At 42.2% G+C, this 18982-nt stretch carries 18 protein-coding genes and 1 riboswitch; of the genes, 16 read left to right on the top strand and 2 right to left on the bottom strand.

All coding sequences use genetic code 11. The features are described from left to right. The first annotated feature begins 82 nt into the window (after positions 1-82). Positions 83-1288, top strand: coding sequence for a trans-sulfuration enzyme family protein (locus L0P88_RS03610; RefSeq protein WP_247133266.1), 1206 nt, complete (start codon positions 83-85; stop codon positions 1286-1288). A gap of 32 nt (positions 1289-1320) precedes the next feature. Here the strand turns inward: L0P88_RS03610 and L0P88_RS03605 are convergent, their stop codons facing one another. After that, positions 1321-1692: a hypothetical protein gene (locus L0P88_RS03605; protein ID WP_247133265.1), complete on the bottom strand. Its 372-nt coding sequence runs from the start codon at positions 1690-1692 to the stop codon at positions 1321-1323. Positions 1693-1860: 168 nt separating this feature from the next. Next, entirely contained in the window at positions 1861-2724 is an 864-nt protein-coding gene (locus tag L0P88_RS03600) for a GNAT family N-acetyltransferase (RefSeq protein ID WP_247133264.1), read from the bottom strand. A 301-nt stretch (positions 2725-3025) separates the two neighbouring features. Here L0P88_RS03600 and L0P88_RS03595 point away from each other — a divergent pair, with 301 nt between their 5' ends. The 15 genes from L0P88_RS03595 to L0P88_RS03525 all read left to right on the top strand — a co-directional run bounded on the left by L0P88_RS03595 (position 3026) and on the right by L0P88_RS03525 (position 18980). Then, positions 3026-3445, top strand: coding sequence for an RrF2 family transcriptional regulator (locus tag L0P88_RS03595; protein ID WP_158778423.1), 420 nt, complete (start codon positions 3026-3028; stop codon positions 3443-3445). Between the two features lie 149 nt (positions 3446-3594). Next, positions 3595-3858, top strand: a complete 264-nt coding sequence (locus tag L0P88_RS03590) for a DUF2061 domain-containing protein (RefSeq protein ID WP_247133263.1) — start codon at positions 3595-3597, stop codon at positions 3856-3858. Positions 3859-3865: 7 nt separating this feature from the next. After that, a complete protein-coding gene (locus tag L0P88_RS03585; protein WP_247133262.1) occupies positions 3866-4483 on the top strand; it encodes a phosphoadenosine phosphosulfate reductase family protein in 618 nt (205 codons plus the stop codon). A gap of 35 nt (positions 4484-4518) precedes the next feature. After that, positions 4519-5442, top strand: coding sequence for a sulfate adenylyltransferase subunit CysD (gene cysD, locus L0P88_RS03580; RefSeq protein ID WP_247134832.1), 924 nt, complete (start codon positions 4519-4521; stop codon positions 5440-5442). 82 nt (positions 5443-5524) lie between these two features. Further along, entirely contained in the window at positions 5525-6772 is a 1248-nt protein-coding gene (locus L0P88_RS03575) for a sulfate adenylyltransferase subunit 1 (RefSeq protein ID WP_247133261.1), read from the top strand. A gap of 74 nt (positions 6773-6846) precedes the next feature. Then, a complete protein-coding gene (locus tag L0P88_RS03570) occupies positions 6847-8964 on the top strand; it encodes a HEPN domain-containing protein (protein ID WP_247133260.1) in 2118 nt (705 codons plus the stop codon). Continuing rightward, positions 8961-9764: a uroporphyrinogen-III C-methyltransferase gene (cobA, locus tag L0P88_RS03565; protein ID WP_247133259.1), complete on the top strand. Its 804-nt coding sequence runs from the start codon at positions 8961-8963 to the stop codon at positions 9762-9764. Before L0P88_RS03570 ends, cobA begins: the two co-directional genes overlap by 4 nt. Next, on the top strand, positions 9764-10342 hold the full coding sequence (locus L0P88_RS03560) for a bifunctional precorrin-2 dehydrogenase/sirohydrochlorin ferrochelatase (protein ID WP_247133258.1): 579 nt from the start codon (positions 9764-9766) through the stop codon (positions 10340-10342). Before cobA ends, L0P88_RS03560 begins: the two co-directional genes overlap by 1 nt. A gap of 145 nt (positions 10343-10487) precedes the next feature. After that, positions 10488-11549, top strand: a complete 1062-nt coding sequence (locus tag L0P88_RS03555) for an NAD(P)/FAD-dependent oxidoreductase (RefSeq protein WP_247133257.1) — start codon at positions 10488-10490, stop codon at positions 11547-11549. Positions 11550-11686: 137 nt separating this feature from the next. Next, positions 11687-11848: riboswitch (SAM riboswitch) on the top strand. A 71-nt stretch (positions 11849-11919) separates the two neighbouring features. Further along, entirely contained in the window at positions 11920-12921 is a 1002-nt protein-coding gene (locus tag L0P88_RS03550; protein WP_247133256.1) for a homocysteine S-methyltransferase family protein, read from the top strand. A 27-nt stretch (positions 12922-12948) separates the two neighbouring features. Further along, positions 12949-13299, top strand: a complete 351-nt coding sequence (locus tag L0P88_RS03545) for a four helix bundle protein (RefSeq protein WP_247133255.1) — start codon at positions 12949-12951, stop codon at positions 13297-13299. After that, a complete protein-coding gene (locus L0P88_RS03540) occupies positions 13296-16415 on the top strand; it encodes a vitamin B12 dependent-methionine synthase activation domain-containing protein (protein WP_247133254.1) in 3120 nt (1039 codons plus the stop codon). The genes L0P88_RS03545 and L0P88_RS03540 overlap by 4 nt, the downstream gene beginning before the upstream one ends. A gap of 50 nt (positions 16416-16465) precedes the next feature. Beyond that, complete coding sequence (locus L0P88_RS03535) at positions 16466-16855, top strand: four helix bundle protein (RefSeq protein ID WP_247133253.1); 390 nt, start codon at positions 16466-16468, stop codon at positions 16853-16855. Between the two features lie 3 nt (positions 16856-16858). Further along, positions 16859-17812: a methylenetetrahydrofolate reductase [NAD(P)H] gene (gene metF / locus L0P88_RS03530; protein ID WP_247133252.1), complete on the top strand. Its 954-nt coding sequence runs from the start codon at positions 16859-16861 to the stop codon at positions 17810-17812. A gap of 67 nt (positions 17813-17879) precedes the next feature. Continuing rightward, entirely contained in the window at positions 17880-18980 is a 1101-nt protein-coding gene (locus L0P88_RS03525; protein ID WP_247134831.1) for an acyloxyacyl hydrolase, read from the top strand. Positions 18981-18982: the final 2 nt, after the last annotated feature.

Here is an 18982-nt window from a genome sequence, read left to right as displayed (position 1 = left end):
GAATATAGATTTTGGAAATACGAATTTAGAATGGCATTGTGTGAAAAACGAATAGCATAAAGCGAATGGGGTAGAGTGAATTATGAAAAAAAAGGACAACCAACAACCAACAACGAATAACCAGCGTTTCGAAACCAACGCCATCAGGAACCAATTGGATAGGACCCAATATTTGGAGCACTCTTCCCCTATGTTTTTGACTTCCAGTTATGTGTTTGAAGATGCCGAAGATATGCGGGCGTCTTTTGCAGAGGAAAAGGAACGCAATATTTATTCGCGGTATTCCAATCCCAACACTTCCGAATTTGTTGAAAAGATATGCCGGATGGAAGGTGCGGAAGCGGGTTTTGCCTTTGCATCTGGAATGGCAGCCGTATTCTCCACTTTTGCAGCACTTTTGGACAGCGGGGACCACATTTTAAGTGCCCGAAGTGTTTTTGGCTCTACCCACAGCTTGTACACCAACTTTTTTCCGAAGTGGAATATAAAGACCTCATTTTTTGAGGTCGACGATTTAGAAGGGTTGGAGTCCAAAATCCAGCTAAATACGAAGATAATCTATGCCGAATCCCCTACCAACCCTGGAGTGGATGTGCTTGATTTGGAATTTATAGGTCAAGTAGCCAAAAAACATAACCTGATCTTTATTGTTGATAATTGCTTCGCATCCCCCTATTTGCAACAACCGATACAGTTCGGAGCGGATTTGGTGATTCATTCGGGAACCAAACTTATGGATGGTCAGGGAAGGGTCTTGGCCGGAATTACGGTAGGGAACAGTGCATTGGTGGAAAAGATATATCGTTTCTCCCGGATCACGGGTCCCGCCCTGTCCCCGTTTAATGCCTGGGTGCTTTCAAAGAGCTTGGAGACTTTGGCAATACGAGTGGAAAGGCATTGTAAAAATGCACTGCAATTGGCCCAATTCCTGGAGGGACATGGTAAAATCAATTGGGTGAAATATCCGTTTCTGAAATCACATCCAAATTATGAAATGGCCAAAAAACAGATGAAGGCAGGAGGGTGCGTCGTGGCTTTTGAAGTGAAGGGCGGACTGGAAGCCGGTCGTAAGTTCTTTGATTCCATTAAATTATTATCCCTTTCTGCCAATTTGGGGGATTCCAGAAGTATCGTTACCCATCCCGCATCGACCACCCACAGCAAGCTTTCGGAAGAAGAGCGTTCAAGGGTCGGGATTACCGATGGCATGGTACGCGTTTCGGTCGGGTTGGAACATATTGACGATATTATCGCAGATGTTAAGCAGGCATTGGAGGAAATGAAATGATAGCATACGATAAAACTGTGGGCTATTCCCTTTTATTTTCCTGTTTTGATTGCACCCAGCACCAAAGAGAGGGTGGAGAAAACCAGTAGAACCCCGGGAATGACAGCACCCAAATAGAATGCTAGCAGGGAATCGATACATACGAGGAGGGAAGTAAAAAACAATACCTTTTTAATTTCATGTTTCATAAAAAGCGTCAATAGCCCTAATCCAGCCAGTCCCAAAAGGTGTATGGATGGATGGGCAAATAAAACGGGAAAAATTTCAATTAAAAAAGGTTTGGAGTTGGACTGCCGCATTAAATCGTTGACGTAATGAAGTCCACTTCCGTGAAATAGCGCCATACCCATTAGAAGGGTGCAACCAAATACAGTGGATGCCTTGGCAATTTTGGATTTAGCCATTTTTCCAATTTTAGTGTCTACCGGAATAGACGCGGAATTTCCTTAAATGGATGCTTCAAGGTGCTAATTAGTGGTTTGTCGCTGACTCAAATTGATAAACTTGGCGCTTTTATTGTTGTGAAACTATGATGAAATCGTTGAATTGGGCTAGTCGAACACCATACATGGCTATACCTTGGCGGCTGTAATTTTGTCCAGTTCCAGTTCCATTTCCAATTGTTCAAGATTTTTTTGAAATCCCATCTTATGGAAAAAATCGTTTATGCCTTTCGACCTTTTATCCACATTAATGACCGAAAACGTATTTCCATATTTTTTTGTCAATTCAAAAATGAGGGTGGACGCCATTCCTTTTTTTCTAAAATCCCTATCAATAGCGATTTGCTGTATTCTTTGGGTCGTTGGATTGTAAATCACATAACCGACCAACCGATTTTCAAAATAGGCGCCCAAGGAAACGGTGCTGGTCATTAATTCATCCAGTACATGGCTTGAATTTTGCCAAGTGGGAAAAACATCCCAAAAGGATTTCATCAAATCCCAGTCATAGCTTTGCAAATTTTTGAACACTACATTTTTAGTGGTGTTTTTTATGCTAACCTCTCCTTTATAGCATACCAATTCCCTTTTAATTTTGAAACCGGATTTTTTATAGGATTTTATGGCCTGGACGTTTTCAGCAATGACTTCCAGCAAAAGTCTATGGATTCCTTTTCCTTTTAAAAGAGGTAGAATAAAAAAATACATTTGTTTGGTCAGCCCAGCCCCCCTCTTTTCCGGGATTACTCCAGTTCCTCCATTATATACCACTTTTTGATTGGTGATGATATCAAATCCGTGTAAAACAAAGGCAATCAGTTTTCCATTTTCAAAGGCGCCGACAGAAAGTCCAAGGTCGGTTTTATCCGCTAACATTTTTGAGGCTAATTGTTCCTCAGTTAGCTTAAACGGAATGAAATAGTCAGAAAATGAGTCATTGAACGCTTTTAGAATTTCTTTGTTATCCGTCCCGCTTAAGGTTTTGATTTCCATTTGGATTTTCCCGATTGAGGTTAATTAATTGAGATGCAGTGGGATTGAATATATCCGTCCCCTGTATTGTTAAAATTAAAACTTTTTTGGAGGGCATCGCTACCGGTGTCCTCTCAATGGCACCAGCGCTTTTAACGATAGGTTTTCCACAAAATGGGGATACGAGCGATGATGAAACGTTTTTTGGATGTTGCCACACCATGGTTTTCGGTACCGTTCTTTTTGATAAATAGTGATTTAGGGACGTTCCGAACCATTCCTTGCCTACTAAATCTGCCCTTTTTCCCCTATATTCGTTCCAATGCTCTCTAAAAAAACGAAATACGGTTTAAAAGCACTTACCTTTTTGGCTTCAAGGGATAGTCAGGATCCCATTCAGATTGCCGAAATTGCCGAAAGTGAGAATATTTCCCAAAAGTTCCTGGAAAGTATTCTGCTCACCTTGCGTAGAAATGGATTTTTGGGTTCCAAAAAAGGTAAGGGGGGAGGCTATTATTTGATCAAAGAACCAAAGGACATTCCCATGACCGCTGTAATGCGCATTTTGGAAGGACCCATTGCCATGGTACCCTGCGTAAGTCTGAACTTCTATGAGAAATGTGATGACTGTCCGGATGAAAAACAGTGCTCCGTCCATGATTTAATGCTTAAGGTCCGGGATGCCAATCTCGAAGTATACCGAAATACAACATTGGCCGATTTAATTCCTACTAAATCGTAACAATCGTTGTCAATATTCAAATATTTTCATTGTTTGACTAATAATCTATAAAAACTATAGGGTAGATTAAAAATTTATCTTCTATTTAACGAATCGGATTGGGAAAAGGGCTATGTTTGTATTTCCTACTAAATCTATAGGATAATAAAATGATAGCAGACCAACTTATAATTTCAAACAAAAAAGAGAAAGCTTCCTTTAAAAAGGACAAGAACTCCGAAAGTCCAAAGCGCAGTATTGTAAAATCCATTAGCTGGAGAGCTATAGGCACCTTGGACACCATTATTATTTCTTGGGTCATTACAGGTACGTTAACCTTGGCCTTCTCCATTGGAGTGGTGGAATTGGTTACCAAAATGGTGCTTTACTTTTTTCACGAACGAATTTGGAATACGATAAGTTGGGGTAAATAATAAGGTTATGTCAGAAGATCAATTGCCAAAATGGAACGCCCAGTTAAAGGGAATTCCGCCACAGGAAATCATTGCCTGGGCCATTCAACACGGAACCAAGCCCGTGGTGACTACCAATTTTCGTCCCTATGAAGTGGCCATTTTACATGCGGTTACCGATGTGGACCCCAACATTCCCGTGATTTGGTGTGATACTGGCTATAATACACCGCAGACCTACAGGCATGCAGAGGAGCTGATCTCAAGGCTGGGCCTGAACATTGAATTGTACGTGCCACAACAAACGGTTGCCCATAGAAATGCGGTTATGGGAATTCCCGAAATCGATGACCCACTGCACAAAACATTTACGGAGCAGGTAAAGTTGGAACCCTTTAAAAGGGCTATGGCGGAGCATAGCCCCGATGTTTGGTTTACCAATTTAAGGAAAGGACAAACGGCGCACCGTGATTCCCTGGATATTTTGAGTTTGGGTAGCGATGGCGTCCTAAAAGTAAGCCCATTTTTCTATTGGAGTGATACGCAATTGGATGGATATCTATCCGAGTACCAATTGCCAAACGAACATAAATACTTTGATCCCACCAAGGTTTTGGAAAACCGGGAGTGCGGGTTACATACCTAATCAAAAAGAAAACTTTGGAAACATTAGTAAAAGAAATCGATACTACGGAACAAAAAGATGCAAAAGTCTTTAGGGCAAATGCCCTGGAAAGTGAAGCGATTTACATTTTTAGGGAGGTGGTAGCGCAATTTGAGAAACCAGTCCTACTTTTCTCGGGTGGTAAGGATTCCATTACCTTGGTTCGTTTGGCCCAAAAGGCATTTTGGCCGGCTAAGATCCCCTTTCCATTGATGCATATTGATACAGGGCATAATTTTCCCGAAACCATCGAATTTCGGGACCGATTGGTAAAGGAATTGGGAGTGGAACTGATCGTAAGGCATGTTCAGGATTCCATCGATCAGGGCAAGGTAATTGAAGAAACAGGAAAGTACGCAAGCCGAAATACTTTACAGACCACTACGCTATTGGATGCCATCGAGGAGTTTAAATTTGATGCCTGTATCGGAGGTGCGCGACGTGATGAAGAAAAGGCCCGGGCAAAGGAACGCATTTTTTCCGTGCGTGACGATTTTGGCCAGTGGGATGAAAAAAACCAACGCCCGGAATTGTTTGATATGCTCAATGGTAAGATTGAAATAGGCCAAAACGTGCGGGTTTTTCCAATTAGCAATTGGACAGAACTGGATGTGTGGAACTACATTGAACAGGAACAAATTGAAATTCCTTCCATTTATTTTGCCCATAAAAGAAACACCTTCCTTCGTGACGGGTTGATATGGTCGGCAGAAGATGAGGTTGTCTTTAGGGCCCAGGATGAAGAAGTACAGGAACGAACGGTCCGTTTTAGAACGGTAGGGGACATGAGTTGCACGGCAGCAGTGGAATCAACTGCAAATACCATAGAAAAGGTAGTGGCGGAAATCCGGGAATCCAAAATTTCGGAAAGAGGGGCCAGAATTGACGACAAACGGTCGGAAGCCGCAATGGAAAAACGGAAACAACAAGGATATTTTTAATGAGTTAACAGTTGTTCGTTCATTGGTAATGATTCGTTTGGGATAAACGGTCAACCAATAGCGATCAACCAACAGCAACAAGATGGAAGTACTTAAAATAGCGACAGCCGGTAGTGTGGATGATGGTAAAAGCACCTTAATAGGACGGTTGCTTTATGATACCCACTCCCTTACGGATGACAAGATTGAGGCCATAAGGAACAGTAGCCGGAAAAAGGGATATGATTACCTGGACTTTTCACTGGCGACAGATGGTTTGGTCGCGGAGCGTGAACAGGGCATTACCATAGATGTGGCGCATATCTATTTTTCCACGGCAGAAAGAAGTTACATTATAGCAGATACCCCTGGACATGTGGAATACACCAGAAATATGGTCACCGGGGCATCAACCTCGCAAGTGGCCATCATTTTGATCGATGCCCGAAAAGGGGTAATAGAACAGACCTATCGTCATTTTTTCATTAACAATCTTTTGAGGATCAAGGACGTCATAGTTGCGGTCAATAAAATGGACCTGGTCGGTTACGACCAAACAGTTTTTGAGGATATCAAACAAAACTTTGAAAGACTGAACGCCAATAGTACTTATGCTGAGCAAAACGTGAGTTACATCCCCATAAGTGCCTTAAAGGGGGACAATGTAGTTGCAAAATCCAATGAGATGCCCTGGTATCAAGGGGAAACCATTCTTCAGCACTTGGGAGGTATTGAAAGCACCGATGTGAACGAAGAAGGAGAGGTTCGGTTTTCGGTACAGACCGTCATACGTCCAAAAACCGATGAATTCCATGATTTTAGGGGCTTTGCCGGTAAAATAAAAGGGGGTAACCTTAAAGTAGGGGACCAAGTAACCGTATTACCGTCCATGACCACCTCAAAGATCGAGTCGATTTATTTTTATGATAAAGGGTATAAGGAAGCAGAAGCCGGAAGTTCCGTAACCATTACCCTTGAAGATGAAATTAATATTGCACGAGGGGATATGTTGGTCAAAAGCAATGAACTGCCAAGGGTTGAAAAGGACCTGACTGCCACCGTTTGTTGGATGGACAGTAAGCAACTCCGTCCCGGAACAAGGTATGTTGTTCAGCATAATACCAACCGTGTCCTTTCCAAAATTGCCGAAGTAGGCAGCGTAATTGCTACGGATTTTTCAGGAAAAAAAGCATCGGATGGCACCCTGGGACTAAATGAAATAGGGGAGGTGAAAATAAAGTTGAGTAAACCCATTTTTTCGGATTCGTATATAGCGAATAAATCGAATGGATCATTTATTCTAATTGATGAACACAGTAACACCACGGCAGGTGTAGGTTTTATAAATTAAAATAGTGGTGGTGATTTCAAATTTTGAAATCGCACTGCAAAATAACCTATAAAAAATATAGGATAAGTAGGGTAATGAAAAGTTTTAGGACAGAAATAGAAAATCCAGTTGTTGAAAAGGATATCATAGAGCTGGAACACAAAATACGCCAGTTTAAGGAAGGCAATGTTGATGAGGAGAAGTTTCGGAGTCTCCGTTTGGCCAGAGGGGTTTATGGGCAACGTCAGCAGGGTGTACAGATGATTCGAATAAAACTGCCCTATGGCAAGGTCACTTCCAATCAGTTGTTGCGTATTTGCGATGTTTCCGATGAATATTCCACGGGAAGATTACATATTACGACCCGTCAGGATATCCAAATCCATTATGTGGACCTGGAACGGACGCCTGAGCTCTGGGCACAATTGGAAAAAGACCAGGTCACACTTCGTGAGGCCTGTGGGAATACCGTCCGTAATGTTACCGCAAGTGAAACGGCGGGCATAGACCCTAACGAACCTTTTGATGTTTCTCCATATGCACAGGCAATTTTTGAATATTTCCTTAGAAATCCCATTGGTCAAGAGATGGGCAGGAAATTTAAGGTTTCCTTTTCGGCGACGGATGCAGATACCGGTTTGTCCTATATGCATGACCTCGGATTTATAGCAAAAATAAAAGATGGCCAACGAGGCTTTAAAGTAATGCTGGGCGGTGGACTGGGTTCGCAACCCAGACATGCCGATGTGCTGTTCGAGTTTCTTTCAACGGAAAAGATCGTTCCAATGATGGAAGGGGTTATTCGTGTGTTCGATCGCTATGGGGAACGTAAAAGTCGCGCCAAGGCCAGAATGAAATTTTTGATAAAGGATATTGGCTTGGAAGGGTTTCGGGAGTTGCTACAACAGGAACAAAAAGCGATACCAATTCAGTCCTACCCCATAGATTTTGAGAATTATCCCAAGGTCACTATAGCTGAAATAGAACTTCCACAGATTGCCATAGAAGATTGGGAGACCTTTGAACAATGGAAGACAACGAACATCGTTCCTCAAAGGCAAGAGGGATATGTTGCCGTTGGTATCAAGGTACTCCTTGGGGATTTTTATACGGATAAAGCGCGATTACTTGCCCAATTGGTGCAGAAGTATGCGGCTGGTGAAATCCGTTTGTCGTTACGACAAAATATCTTGATTCCTTATGTGAAGGAAGAATTGCTTCCTTTTTTCTATCAAGAACTTAAGAAATTGGGGTTTGCCGAAATCGGTTACAATAAAGCATTGGACATTACGGCCTGCCCAGGTACCGACACCTGCAATTTGGGAATTGCAAGTAGTACGGGAATTGCAGAAAAACTGGAAGAGGTCATCAGGGAAGAATATCCCCAATATGTCAATAATCCAGATGTGGTCATTAAGATCAGTGGTTGTATGAATGCCTGTGGACAGCATAATATGGCTCATATTGGGTTTCAAGGGATGAGTGTCCGTACCAAGGATAAATTAGTGGCCCCTGCACTACAAGTGCTATTGGGCGGTGGAAACCATGGCAATGGAAAAGGAACCTTTGCAGATAAAGTGGTTAAAATCCCGAGTAAACGTGGACCCGAGGCCCTACGGTTGATTCTGAATGATTTTGACTCACATGGCAATGGCCGGAAATTTGAGGATTACTATGCTACTAAGGGCGAGCACTATTTTTATGATTTTTTGAAACACCTTTCGAATGTTGACAATTTAACTCCTGAGGATTTTATCGATTGGGGAAATTCGGAAAAGTATAAAAAGGAAATCGGAATTGGGGAATGTGCTGGTGTCATAGTGGATTTGGTGGCCACCTTGTTTTTTGAAAGCAAGGAAAAAATAGAAAATGCGGAAGAAGCATTGCAAGAGGAAAAATGGGCCGCCAGTATCTATTATAGTTACCAATCCATGGTCAATTCAGCAAAGGCTTTGTTGACTGCCGAGAAAACCAAAACCAATACCCACTCCAGTATTATCAAGGATTTTGACAAGCTATTTGTTCAAACCGGTAAAGTCACGTTTTCCCCCATTGGGGGAATGGAAAGGGGGCTTGGAAGTTTTGAGGACATGGTCCTTCAGTTGAACAAAACAAAACCCTCCGAAGAATTTGCGAAATCATATTTGGAGGATGCCAAGGCTGTATTGGGCCAACTCCAGGAATTTAGAAAACTTGAACTAGAAGAAGCATGAGAATCAAAGGTACACAGTATCATCCCCCCTTCGGTGAGACAGGAGGGGCGCTTGGAAAATTGACCGTGGTAGGCGCTGGTCCTGGAGCCATCGACTTGATTACGCTTCGGGGTATTAAAGCATTGCAATCGGCAGATGTGGTTTTGTACGATGCTTTGGTCGATTCCGAACTACTGGGATATGCCCCAAAATCCGAACACATATTTGTTGGGAAGCGAAAAGGTTGTTATTCCTATCAACAGGAACAAATTAATGAATTGATCGTACAACGGGGAAAACAAGGTAAACATGTGGTGCGATTAAAAGGAGGAGATCCCTTTGTTTTTGGTCGAGGGGCGGAGGAAATGGAATACGCCGCCGAATATGGTCTTGAAGTAGCTGTTGTACCTGGAATCTCATCCTCGGTTGCCGTGCCGGCCAATGCACATATTCCCGTGACCAAACGAGGTGCGGCCGAAAGCTTTTGGGTGATTACCGGGACCACCAAGGAACACAGGCTGTCCAATGATGTTGCGTTGGCGGCAAAATCCAGTGCGACCGTGGTGATTTTAATGGGAATGTCTAAGCTCTCGGAAATCATGGAACTTTTCAAAAAAGAAGGTAAGACGGATACCCCAGTGGCCATTATTCAAGAAGGGACCACAAGGAACGAAAAAATTGGAATTGGCACTGTTGTTACCATTGAAGCCAAGGTCAGGGGGCAACAGTTGTCCAATCCAGCAATTATTGTAATCGGGGAAGTGGTGAAGCACCGTAACAAATTGATGGAAATTCAAAAACAGCAAATGGTTTGTACCTAATGGAACGAAACAATCTTTATCCTATTTTCTTAAAGACGTCCCAGTTGGAGGTGCTCATTGTGGGCGGGGGCTATGTTGCGGAGGAAAAATTGCATTTTCTCACCAAGTCAAGCCCAGATGCCAAGGTTACCATGGTTGCCCCTATGTTTCGGGAAGCTACTTTGGATATCGCCAAACAATTCAACGTGACCATAGTTGAGGATGAATACAATGCCAATTATTTGTATGGAAAACACATGGTAGTTGCCACTACGGACGTACCAGAGGTGAATCTTAGGATATATAAGGACTGTCGCAAGCTACATATTTTGGTCAATGTTGCCGACAATCCCCCGTTATGTGATTTCTACATGGGGGGTATTGTGACCAAAGGCCACGTAAAAGTGGCAATCTCCACCAATGGAAAGTCACCAACAACAGCAAAACGTCTTCGACAATTTTTTGAAGAGGTGCTACCCGAAGATATCAGTAAAATGGTACAGAACCTAAATGAATTTAGAAAAACGATAAAAGGTGATTTTGAAGAAAAAGTGGACAAAATGAACAAAATCACGCAAAAATTGGTTGAAAAAGCCTGAGCAAGTACTAAGATATGAGTACTTAGGATTTATGGAATTACCCTTAAAATAGAATACTAATGATTGAGCTAATTAAAGACTTGAAGTCAATGGCATGCCATTTTTCTATCGTCCAATTACTCAATACTAATAACTAATAATAGAAATGATTAAAACCGATATATTGATAATTGGTGCAGGCCCAACAGGATTGTTTACCGTATTTGAAGCTGGATTATTAAAACTGAAATGTCATTTGATTGATGCATTGCCCCAACCAGGAGGGCAGTGTTCGGAAATCTATCCGAAGAAACCCATTTATGACATTCCTGCCTATCCAGAGATTTTGGCAGGGGATTTAGTGGAACGCCTCCTAGAACAGATAAAGCCTTTCAATGCCGGATATACCTTGGGAGAACGGGCCGAAACTTTGGAAAAACAAGAAGATGGTTCGTTCATTGTAACGACCAATAAAGGAACCAAGCATCATGCACCGGTAGTTGTAATTGCTGGAGGATTGGGGTCTTTTGAACCTCGCAAGCCACAACTGGAGAATTTGGAGAGGTATGAAGATAACGGTGTTTCCTATATCATTAAGGATCCGGAAGTCTATAGGGACAAGAAGGTAGTGATTGCGGGAGGTGGCGATTCGGCTTTGGACTGGGCCATTTATTTGGCGGATGTGGCCTCCGAAGTATCACTGGTCCATAGAAGGAATGAATTTAGGGGAGCATTGGATTCCGTGGAAAAAGCACGGGAGTTGGCACAATTGGGGAAAATCAAGTTATATACCAAGGCTGAGGTAAAGGAATTGCACGGAAATAAGGAACTTCAGGCCGTGGTCATTAAAAGTACCGAGCCGGATAAAGAACCAACCTATTTGGAAGTTGACCATTTTATCCCCTTGTTCGGACTTTCCCCTAAACTGGGGCCTTTAGGGAATTGGGGTCTCGAAATCGAAAAAAATGCCATTAAAGTAAATAACGCCAAGGATTACCAAACCAATATTCCAGGGGTTTTTGCCATTGGCGATGTCAACACCTATGAAGGAAAATTAAAACTGATTTTATCCGGTTTTCATGAAGCGGCCGTTATGTGCCAATACGCTTATCAAATTATAAATCCGGACAAACGGTTTGTGATGAAATATACCACTGTCGGCGGTGTTGAAGGATTTGATGGAACCAAAAAGGAAGCCAAAAAAGAAGTGGTGCAAAGTATCCTATAGATTTTTCGTGACGCTAAACCTCACGAACTCAATACGTGTTCTAAATTGGAAAAGCCTTTCAATTTCTTTTTGGAAGGTTTTTTTGGTTTTCAAAACAATGCGCCGTTTCTTTGCGCTAGAGTTCATTTAAAAATTGAAAGTTATCAAGAAAGGTGGAGGGAATAGACCCTATGATGCCTTAGCAACCCTCGGTTTATCCTGATGCCGATCAGGATCTGAGAAGGTGCTACATTCTACCCATCCCAAACTTGTTTGGGACCTGCTAAAGTAATTACAGGATGATATGGGAAGGATAACATAAAGAATAGGAATTTCCATCTTGCTTGATACTATATTTTAACTCCCAATGAATTTGGGGCAATAGCTTATTATGTCTAGAATTAAGAGTTTACTCGAGGAACGAATTTTAATCTTGGATGGGGCCATGGGCACGATGTTGCAGCGTTATAAGTTTACTGAAGAAGACTTTCGGGGCGATCGCTTTAAGGATTGGCCACATCCGTTACAAGGAAATAACGATCTATTGTCCTTGACCCAGCCGGATGCCATTGCAGAGGTGCATAGAAAATACTTTGAAGCAGGAGCGGATATTGTAGAGACCAATACCTTCTCGGGCACCACCATTGCCATGGCCGATTATGGGATGGAAGAATTGGTTTATGAACTCAACTATGAATCTGCACGGATTGCCAAGAAAGTGGCTGATGAATTCACCTTGAAAGAGCCCCATAAGCCTCGCTTTGTTGCAGGAAGCATGGGGCCCACCAATAAAACTGCCAGTCTTTCGCCGGATGTGAACGATCCCGGATTTCGTGCCGTAAGTTTTGATGAACTTCGAATAGCTTACAAACTACAGGCCGAAGCCCTATTGGATGGAGGTTCGGATATGTTATTGGTGGAAACCATTTTTGACACCTTAAATGCCAAAGCAGCTTTGTTTGCCATTGAAGAAGTCAAGGAAGAACGTAATATTCAGGTACCCATAATGGTGAGTGGGACCATAACCGATGCCTCTGGAAGGACACTTTCTGGACAGACCGCAGAAGCCTTTTTAATTTCCATTTCCCATATTCCAATTTTATCGGTAGGGTTTAATTGTGCTTTGGGGGCAAAGCAATTGACTCCACATTTGGAGGTTATCTCAGCAAAATCAGATCATGCCATTAGTGCGCATCCCAATGCGGGCCTGCCCAATGCTTTTGGCGAATATGACGAAACCCCGGAACAAATGGCCTCGCAGATCAAGGAATATTTAGAGAAGGGTCTTGTCAATATTGTTGGTGGATGCTGCGGCACCACACCCGAACATATTAAGGCTATTGCAGAATTGGTGAAGCATTACGCTCCTCGAGAGCTTTTAGTTAATGGTTAATCGTTGTTCGTTAATGAAACTATGGGAATGGACTATAAAGAATTGGATATTTGGTTAAAGGCTAGAGAGTTGGTCAGACAAGTGTATTTGTTGACAAGAGTGTTTCCGAAGGAAGAACAATTTTCTTTGACCTCGCAATTAAGAAGATGTGTGATTTCGGTTTCTTCCAATATTGCAGAGGGTTGTGGTAGGCAGTCTTCAAAAGAGACCATTCACTTTTTACATATAGCTAGGGGTTTATTATTCGAGGTCGAAACCCAAATTATTCTGGCCAACGACTTGGAATATACTACTGGTGATATCTCAGAAATTTTGAGAGAAATTGAACGTGTTAAAAAATTGTTGAACGGCTTCATTAATTATCATAAGAAGTTATGAGAACTTTCAACGAACAACCAATTACGAATAACCAACAACGATTTCTACGTTTGAGTGGCTTGGAGCCTCTTGTCATCACTGCGGAAAGCAATTTTGTAAATGTGGGGGAGCGCACCAATGTGGCAGGTTCACGAAAATTCCTGCGTTTGATCAAAGAAGATAAGTACGAGGAAGCACTTGAAATTGCGAGACATCAAGTAGAGGGCGGAGCCCAAATCATCGATATTAATATGGACGATGGTCTTATTGATGGCAAACAGGCTATGGTCAGGTTTTTGAATTTGATCGTTGCTGAACCCGATATCGCGCGTGTTCCCATAATGATAGATAGTTCCAAATGGGAGATTATTGAAGCAGGGCTTCAAGTGGTCCAGGGAAAATGTGTGGTAAACTCCATTAGTTTAAAGGAAGGTAAAGAAGAGTTCGTCCGACAGGCTAAATTAATCAAGCGGTACGGAGCGGCGGTAATTATCATGGCTTTTGATGAAGTGGGCCAAGCAGATAATTTGGAACGACGGATTGAAATAGCCGAACGCTCCTATGGAATTCTGGTGGATGAGGTGGGCTTTCCTCCTGAAGACATCATTTTTGACCTCAATATTTTTCCCGTAGCTACCGGAATGGATGAGCATAAGCGAAATGCACTGGACTTTATTGAAGGTACGCAATGGGTGCGTAACAATCTTCCCTATTGCAGCGTGAGTGGAGGGGTCAGTAATGTTTCCTTTTCCTTTAGGGGTAACAATCCCGTACGGGAAGCGATGCATTCCGTGTTCTTATATCACGCCATCAAAGCCGGAATGAACATGGGTATTGTCAATCCAGCCTTGTTGGAGGTTTATGATGATATCCCAAAGGACCTTTTGGAATATGTGGAAGATGTAGTTCTTAATCGGAGGGAAGATGCCACGGAAAGACTGTTGGAATTTGCAGAAACCGTCCAGGGAAAAACCAAGGAGAGTAAAGTAGATCTTTCCTGGCGTCAAGAACCACTGCAGGACCGTATCACCCGGGCCTTGGTCAAGGGAATAGACCAATACATTATTGAAGATGTTGAAGAAGCCCGCGAACACGCTTCGAGACCACTTGAAGTTATTGAGGGGCATTTGATGACCGGAATGAACGTCGTGGGAGATTTATTCGGCAGCGGAAAAATGTTTTTGCCGCAAGTTGTGAAATCGGCCAGGGTCATGAAAAAAGCCGTGGCCTATCTAGAGCCTTTTATTGAAGAATCGAAAAAGGCCCCCCAACCCCCAAAGGGGGAGCAATACTGGGCTACGGCAAATCCTATTTTATATGGGTTGTTGAAGGAACATGCCCAAAAAATGCGAAATCAGCCTACAAAGGCCGAGGCCATGCTATGGAATGCCTTAAGTGGTAAAAATTTGGATGGATACAAATTTAGAAGGCAGCATATCATTGGAGAATTCATTGCCGATTTTATCTGTTTAAAACAAAACTTGATTGTCGAAGTTGATGGCGGTATCCATCAACTCCCGGAAAATAAAAAATCGGATGCTGAACGTACTTCATGGCTCGAAAATCAAGGTTATCGGGTCATCAGGTTTACCAATAATGAAGTCTTAGGTGACCTTGAAAGTGTTTTAGAGGCCATTCACACCCAACTTTTAAGTTCTCCCCCTTCGGGGGAGTTAGAGGGGGCTGGTACTGCAGGTAAGATTCTAATGGCTACCGTTAAAGGCGATGTGCATGATATCGGAAAAAACATTGTATCCGTGGTCTTGGCCTGTAATAACTATGAAATTGTTGATTTGGGGGTAATGGTACCTCCTGAAAAAATCATTAATAGGGCAATCGAAGAAAAGGTCGATATTATTGGGTTGAGTGGATTGATAACTCCTTCACTTGATGAAATGGTCTTCTTGGCCAAAGAGATGGAACGTCAAAATTTCGACGTTCCGTTATTGATTGGTGGGGCAACTACAAGTAAGGCCCATACGGCGGTCAAAATAGACCCAATGTACAGCCAATCCGTAGTTCATGTACATGATGCTTCAAGAGCGGTCACCGTAGTTGGGGACTTGCTTCAAAAAGAAACTTCCGAAACCTATAAGAAATCAATTAAACTCGATTACGAAAGCTTTCGTGAAAAATTTTTAAATCGGACCAAACAGAAGGAATATCTAAGCTTGCAAGAAGCACGGGCGAATAAATTGCAAATTGAATTTAAAGAGGAGGACATTTACAAACCCAACCAATTGGGTATAGAGTTTTGGGATAATTTTGATTTATCCGAACTCAAGGAATTTATCGATTGGACCCCTTTTTTCCGCTCCTGGGACCTGCATGGAAAATACCCTGCTATTTTGGAAGATGAGGTAATTGGTGAACAAGCCAATGAACTTTTTCATGATGCCCAAATTCTACTAAAAAAAGTCTTGGATGAAAAGCTGTTGAACGGTAAGGCCATTTTTGGGCTATTCCCCGCCAATACCATAGATGGGGATGATATTGAAGTCCTTTCCAAGGAACATGGAAAATTTATATTTCGGACTTTACGCCAACAGCTCAAAAAACGAGATGGCGTTCCCAATATTGCTTTAGCGGATTTTATAGCGCCAAAAGCGATTGGCATCCAAGATTACATAGGTTGTTTTTGTGTAACGGCAGGTTTTGGTACACAAGAATTGGCCACGGCATTTGAAAAAGATCATGATGATTATGGCTCGATCATGATTAAAGCCCTTGCCGATCGATTGGCCGAAGCTTTTGCCGAATATTTGCACAAAGAGGTGAGGACAAGATATTGGGGTTATGCAGCTAAGGAAAAGTTGGATAACCAGGCCTTGATTGATGAAAAATATAAGGGAATCCGTCCTGCCCCAGGTTATCCAGCCTGTCCGGACCACTTGGAAAAACTGACCATTTGGGAATTACTGGGGGTAGAGGAAAAAATAGGGGTGACGCTGACGGAGAGTTTGGCCATGTGGCCCGCAGCCAGTGTCAGTGGTTATTATTTTGGGCACCCTGAATCCAAATATTTTGGGCTTGGGAAAATTAAACCGGACCAAGTTGAGGATTTTGCCAAACGGAAAAACTTGGGCCTGGAGGATGCCAAGAAGTGGCTAGCCCCAAATTTGGTCGATGTGGATTAATTGATGTTTGGTGGTTGATGGTTGATAGTTGAAGGGAATTAATAAGTAGTATGGAGTATACTGATTTAGATGTGTGGATTGAATCCAGAAAGTTGGTGAAGATGATTTATGAAAAAACAGGCTCTTTTCCAAAAGAAGAAATCTACGGATTGACCAACCAAATTAGGAGAAGTAGTATATCCATTCCTTCAAATATTGCGGAAGGATGTGGTCGGAGAACTTCAGCAGACACTATTCAGTTTCTTCATATAGCCAGAGGTTCTCTTTATGAATTGGAGACCCAATGCTTTTTAGCTTTAGATCAATGCTATTTAACCGATAAGCAATTTCAAGAAATAAGTAATCAGACAAAAACCTGTAAAAAATTGTTGAATGGTTTTATCAACTATTATGCATTAAAACAAAATGCCAACAACAAACAACCATCAACAAATAACTAAGGAATGAAAGTAACCGAACATATTACAAAAGCAAAAGGGGAAACCCTTTTTAGTTTTGAGATTATTCCTCCCGTTAAGGGAAAGAGCATTCAGGAACTGTATGACAATATTGACCCGTTAATGGAATTTAAACCACCGTTTATTGATGTAACAACTTCACGCGAGGAGTATGTCTACATTGATCGCGATGGACTTTTGGATAAAAAACTCACCCGCATGCGGCCCGGCACATTGGGTATTTGCGCTTCCATCAAACATAAATACGATGTGGATGCCATTCCACATGTACTTTGTGGCGGCTTTACCAAGGAAGAGACGGAATATCTTCTGGTGGATTGTCACTATTTGGGTCTTGATAATGTAATGGCGCTAAGGGGGGATGCCATGAAGGAAGAAAGGTATTTTGAGCCAACAAAAGGGGGACATCAATACGCATCGGACCTCGTACGGCAAATTCAGGAATTGAACTGTGGAAATTACCTCCATGAAGTAATTGAAACCGATAACTGTGCCAACTTTTGTATTGGAGTGGCCGGTTATCCGGAGAAACATATGGAAGCCCCCTCTTTAAAAACCGATTTAAAACGGCTAAAAGAGAAAATTGATTTGGGTGCCGATTATGTGGTGACCCAAATGTTTTTTGATAACAAAAAGTACTTCGCCTTTGTGGAAGCTGCTCGTGAAATGGGTATTGAGGTACCGATTATACCTGGAATAAAGCCCATTGCCATAAAGAAACATTTACAGCTATTGCCCCAGGTGTTCCGGGTGGATATTCCGGAAGATTTAATTGAGGCCGTTGAACAGTGCAAAACAAACAAGGAAGTTCGGCAAGTTGGGATAGAATGGTGTATAGAACAGTCTAAAGAATTGAAAAAGGCCGATGTTCCCGTATTGCACTACTATTCCATGGGAAAATCCGATAATATCAAGGCCATTGCCAAAGCCATTTTTTAAAGCTTGGGGCAATACAGGAAAGCTTCAGGTCAAGATCATCGAGCAATTATCCCTACTTTTATGGCGCATGAAGGACCTACTTTTAATTTGCTTCCTATTCAGCGTTTGTTGTGGTTTCTCCCAAGAGGAAAAAAGGGTTAAAAAGTATGTTCTAGATCTTAGTCAATTCAATGGGTCTATACTTCTGCACAATTCTGATATATCCCACTTAATTACTGAGCACCCGGCAGGATTTATTTTGGGTTTCAATCGTAAACGATTTGGAGAACAGGACTGGGAAGCGGACTATGGCTATCCGGATTCCGGCTTTACTTTTGTGTATCAAGACATGAAGAACCCTACCCTTGGGGAACATTTTGGGATGTATGCGCACTATAATTTCTATTTCTTTAAAAGGAACCTGCAGTTTAGGATTGGTCAGGGCATTGCCTACAATACCAATCCATATGACAAAAACACCAATTTCCGTAACAATGCCTACGGTTCCCATTTGTTAAGTTCTACCATGGCCATGGTAAACTATCACCAGGAAAACGTGATTGCAGGTTTAGGTTTTAAAGTAGGCCTTTCGTTGATCCATTACTCCAACGCCAATTTTAAAGCACCCAATACCTCAACAAATACGGCGGCTTTTAATTTTGGAATTACCTACGATTTGAACCAGGAATTGGTTTATGAATTCAAAAAACCAGAGCATAGGAAAAAGATGTTGGAACCCATTCGTTACAACTTTGCACTACGGGGAGGGGTAAATGAAAGTGATGTGGTCAATTCGGGACGATATGGTTTTTGGATCTTTTCTGCCTATGTGGATAAAAGATTGGGGAGAAAGAGTGCCATTCAAGTGGGTGCGGATGCTTTCTTCTCCAATTTTTTAAAAGAACTGATCCGTTTTCAATCAATTTCGTTTCCGGAAATGAATGTAGCCCCAGATACGGATTTTAAACGGGTTGGGGTTTTTGTCGGACACGAGCTTTTTATCAATAAATTAAGTGTCATAACCCAATTAGGTTACTATGTATACTATCCTTTTGATTTTGAGGGGAGGGTTTACAATAGAATTGGTCTGAAGCGCTATTTTGGAAATCGTTTGTTTGGTGCGGTTACCCTAAAATCCCATGCGGCGGCGGCCGAGGCAGTAGAATTTGGAATTGGAATTAGACTTTAGAA

Source organism: Muricauda sp. SCSIO 64092, assembly GCF_023016285.1.
Classification (GTDB): Bacteria; Bacteroidota; Bacteroidia; order Flavobacteriales; family Flavobacteriaceae; genus Croceivirga.
The sequence above is the reverse complement of the archived record's forward strand: the minus strand, read 5'-3'. Positions and strand labels throughout refer to the sequence as shown.

Excerpts from the sequence above, each read along its gene's own strand:
- L0P88_RS03610 (WP_247133266.1), top strand. The coding sequence starts at position 83 with ATGAAAAAAAAGGACAACCAACAACCAACAACGAATAACCAGCGTTTC.
- L0P88_RS03605 (WP_247133265.1), bottom strand. The coding sequence starts at position 1,692 with ATGGCTAAATCCAAAATTGCCAAGGCATCCACTGTATTTGGTTGCACC.
- L0P88_RS03600 (WP_247133264.1), bottom strand. The coding sequence starts at position 2,724 with ATGGAAATCAAAACCTTAAGCGGGACGGATAACAAAGAAATTCTAAAA.
- L0P88_RS03595 (WP_158778423.1), top strand. The coding sequence starts at position 3,026 with ATGCTCTCTAAAAAAACGAAATACGGTTTAAAAGCACTTACCTTTTTG.
- L0P88_RS03590 (WP_247133263.1), top strand. The coding sequence starts at position 3,595 with ATGATAGCAGACCAACTTATAATTTCAAACAAAAAAGAGAAAGCTTCC.
- L0P88_RS03585 (WP_247133262.1), top strand. The coding sequence starts at position 3,866 with ATGTCAGAAGATCAATTGCCAAAATGGAACGCCCAGTTAAAGGGAATT.
- L0P88_RS03575 (WP_247133261.1), top strand. The coding sequence starts at position 5,525 with ATGGAAGTACTTAAAATAGCGACAGCCGGTAGTGTGGATGATGGTAAA.
- L0P88_RS03570 (WP_247133260.1), top strand. The coding sequence starts at position 6,847 with ATGAAAAGTTTTAGGACAGAAATAGAAAATCCAGTTGTTGAAAAGGAT.
- cobA (WP_247133259.1), top strand. The coding sequence starts at position 8,961 with ATGAGAATCAAAGGTACACAGTATCATCCCCCCTTCGGTGAGACAGGA.
- L0P88_RS03560 (WP_247133258.1), top strand. The coding sequence starts at position 9,764 with ATGGAACGAAACAATCTTTATCCTATTTTCTTAAAGACGTCCCAGTTG.
- L0P88_RS03555 (WP_247133257.1), top strand. The coding sequence starts at position 10,488 with ATGATTAAAACCGATATATTGATAATTGGTGCAGGCCCAACAGGATTG.
- L0P88_RS03550 (WP_247133256.1), top strand. The coding sequence starts at position 11,920 with ATGTCTAGAATTAAGAGTTTACTCGAGGAACGAATTTTAATCTTGGAT.
- L0P88_RS03545 (WP_247133255.1), top strand. The coding sequence starts at position 12,949 with ATGGACTATAAAGAATTGGATATTTGGTTAAAGGCTAGAGAGTTGGTC.
- L0P88_RS03540 (WP_247133254.1), top strand. The coding sequence starts at position 13,296 with ATGAGAACTTTCAACGAACAACCAATTACGAATAACCAACAACGATTT.
- L0P88_RS03535 (WP_247133253.1), top strand. The coding sequence starts at position 16,466 with ATGGAGTATACTGATTTAGATGTGTGGATTGAATCCAGAAAGTTGGTG.
- metF (WP_247133252.1), top strand. The coding sequence starts at position 16,859 with ATGAAAGTAACCGAACATATTACAAAAGCAAAAGGGGAAACCCTTTTT.
- L0P88_RS03525 (WP_247134831.1), top strand. The coding sequence starts at position 17,880 with ATGAAGGACCTACTTTTAATTTGCTTCCTATTCAGCGTTTGTTGTGGT.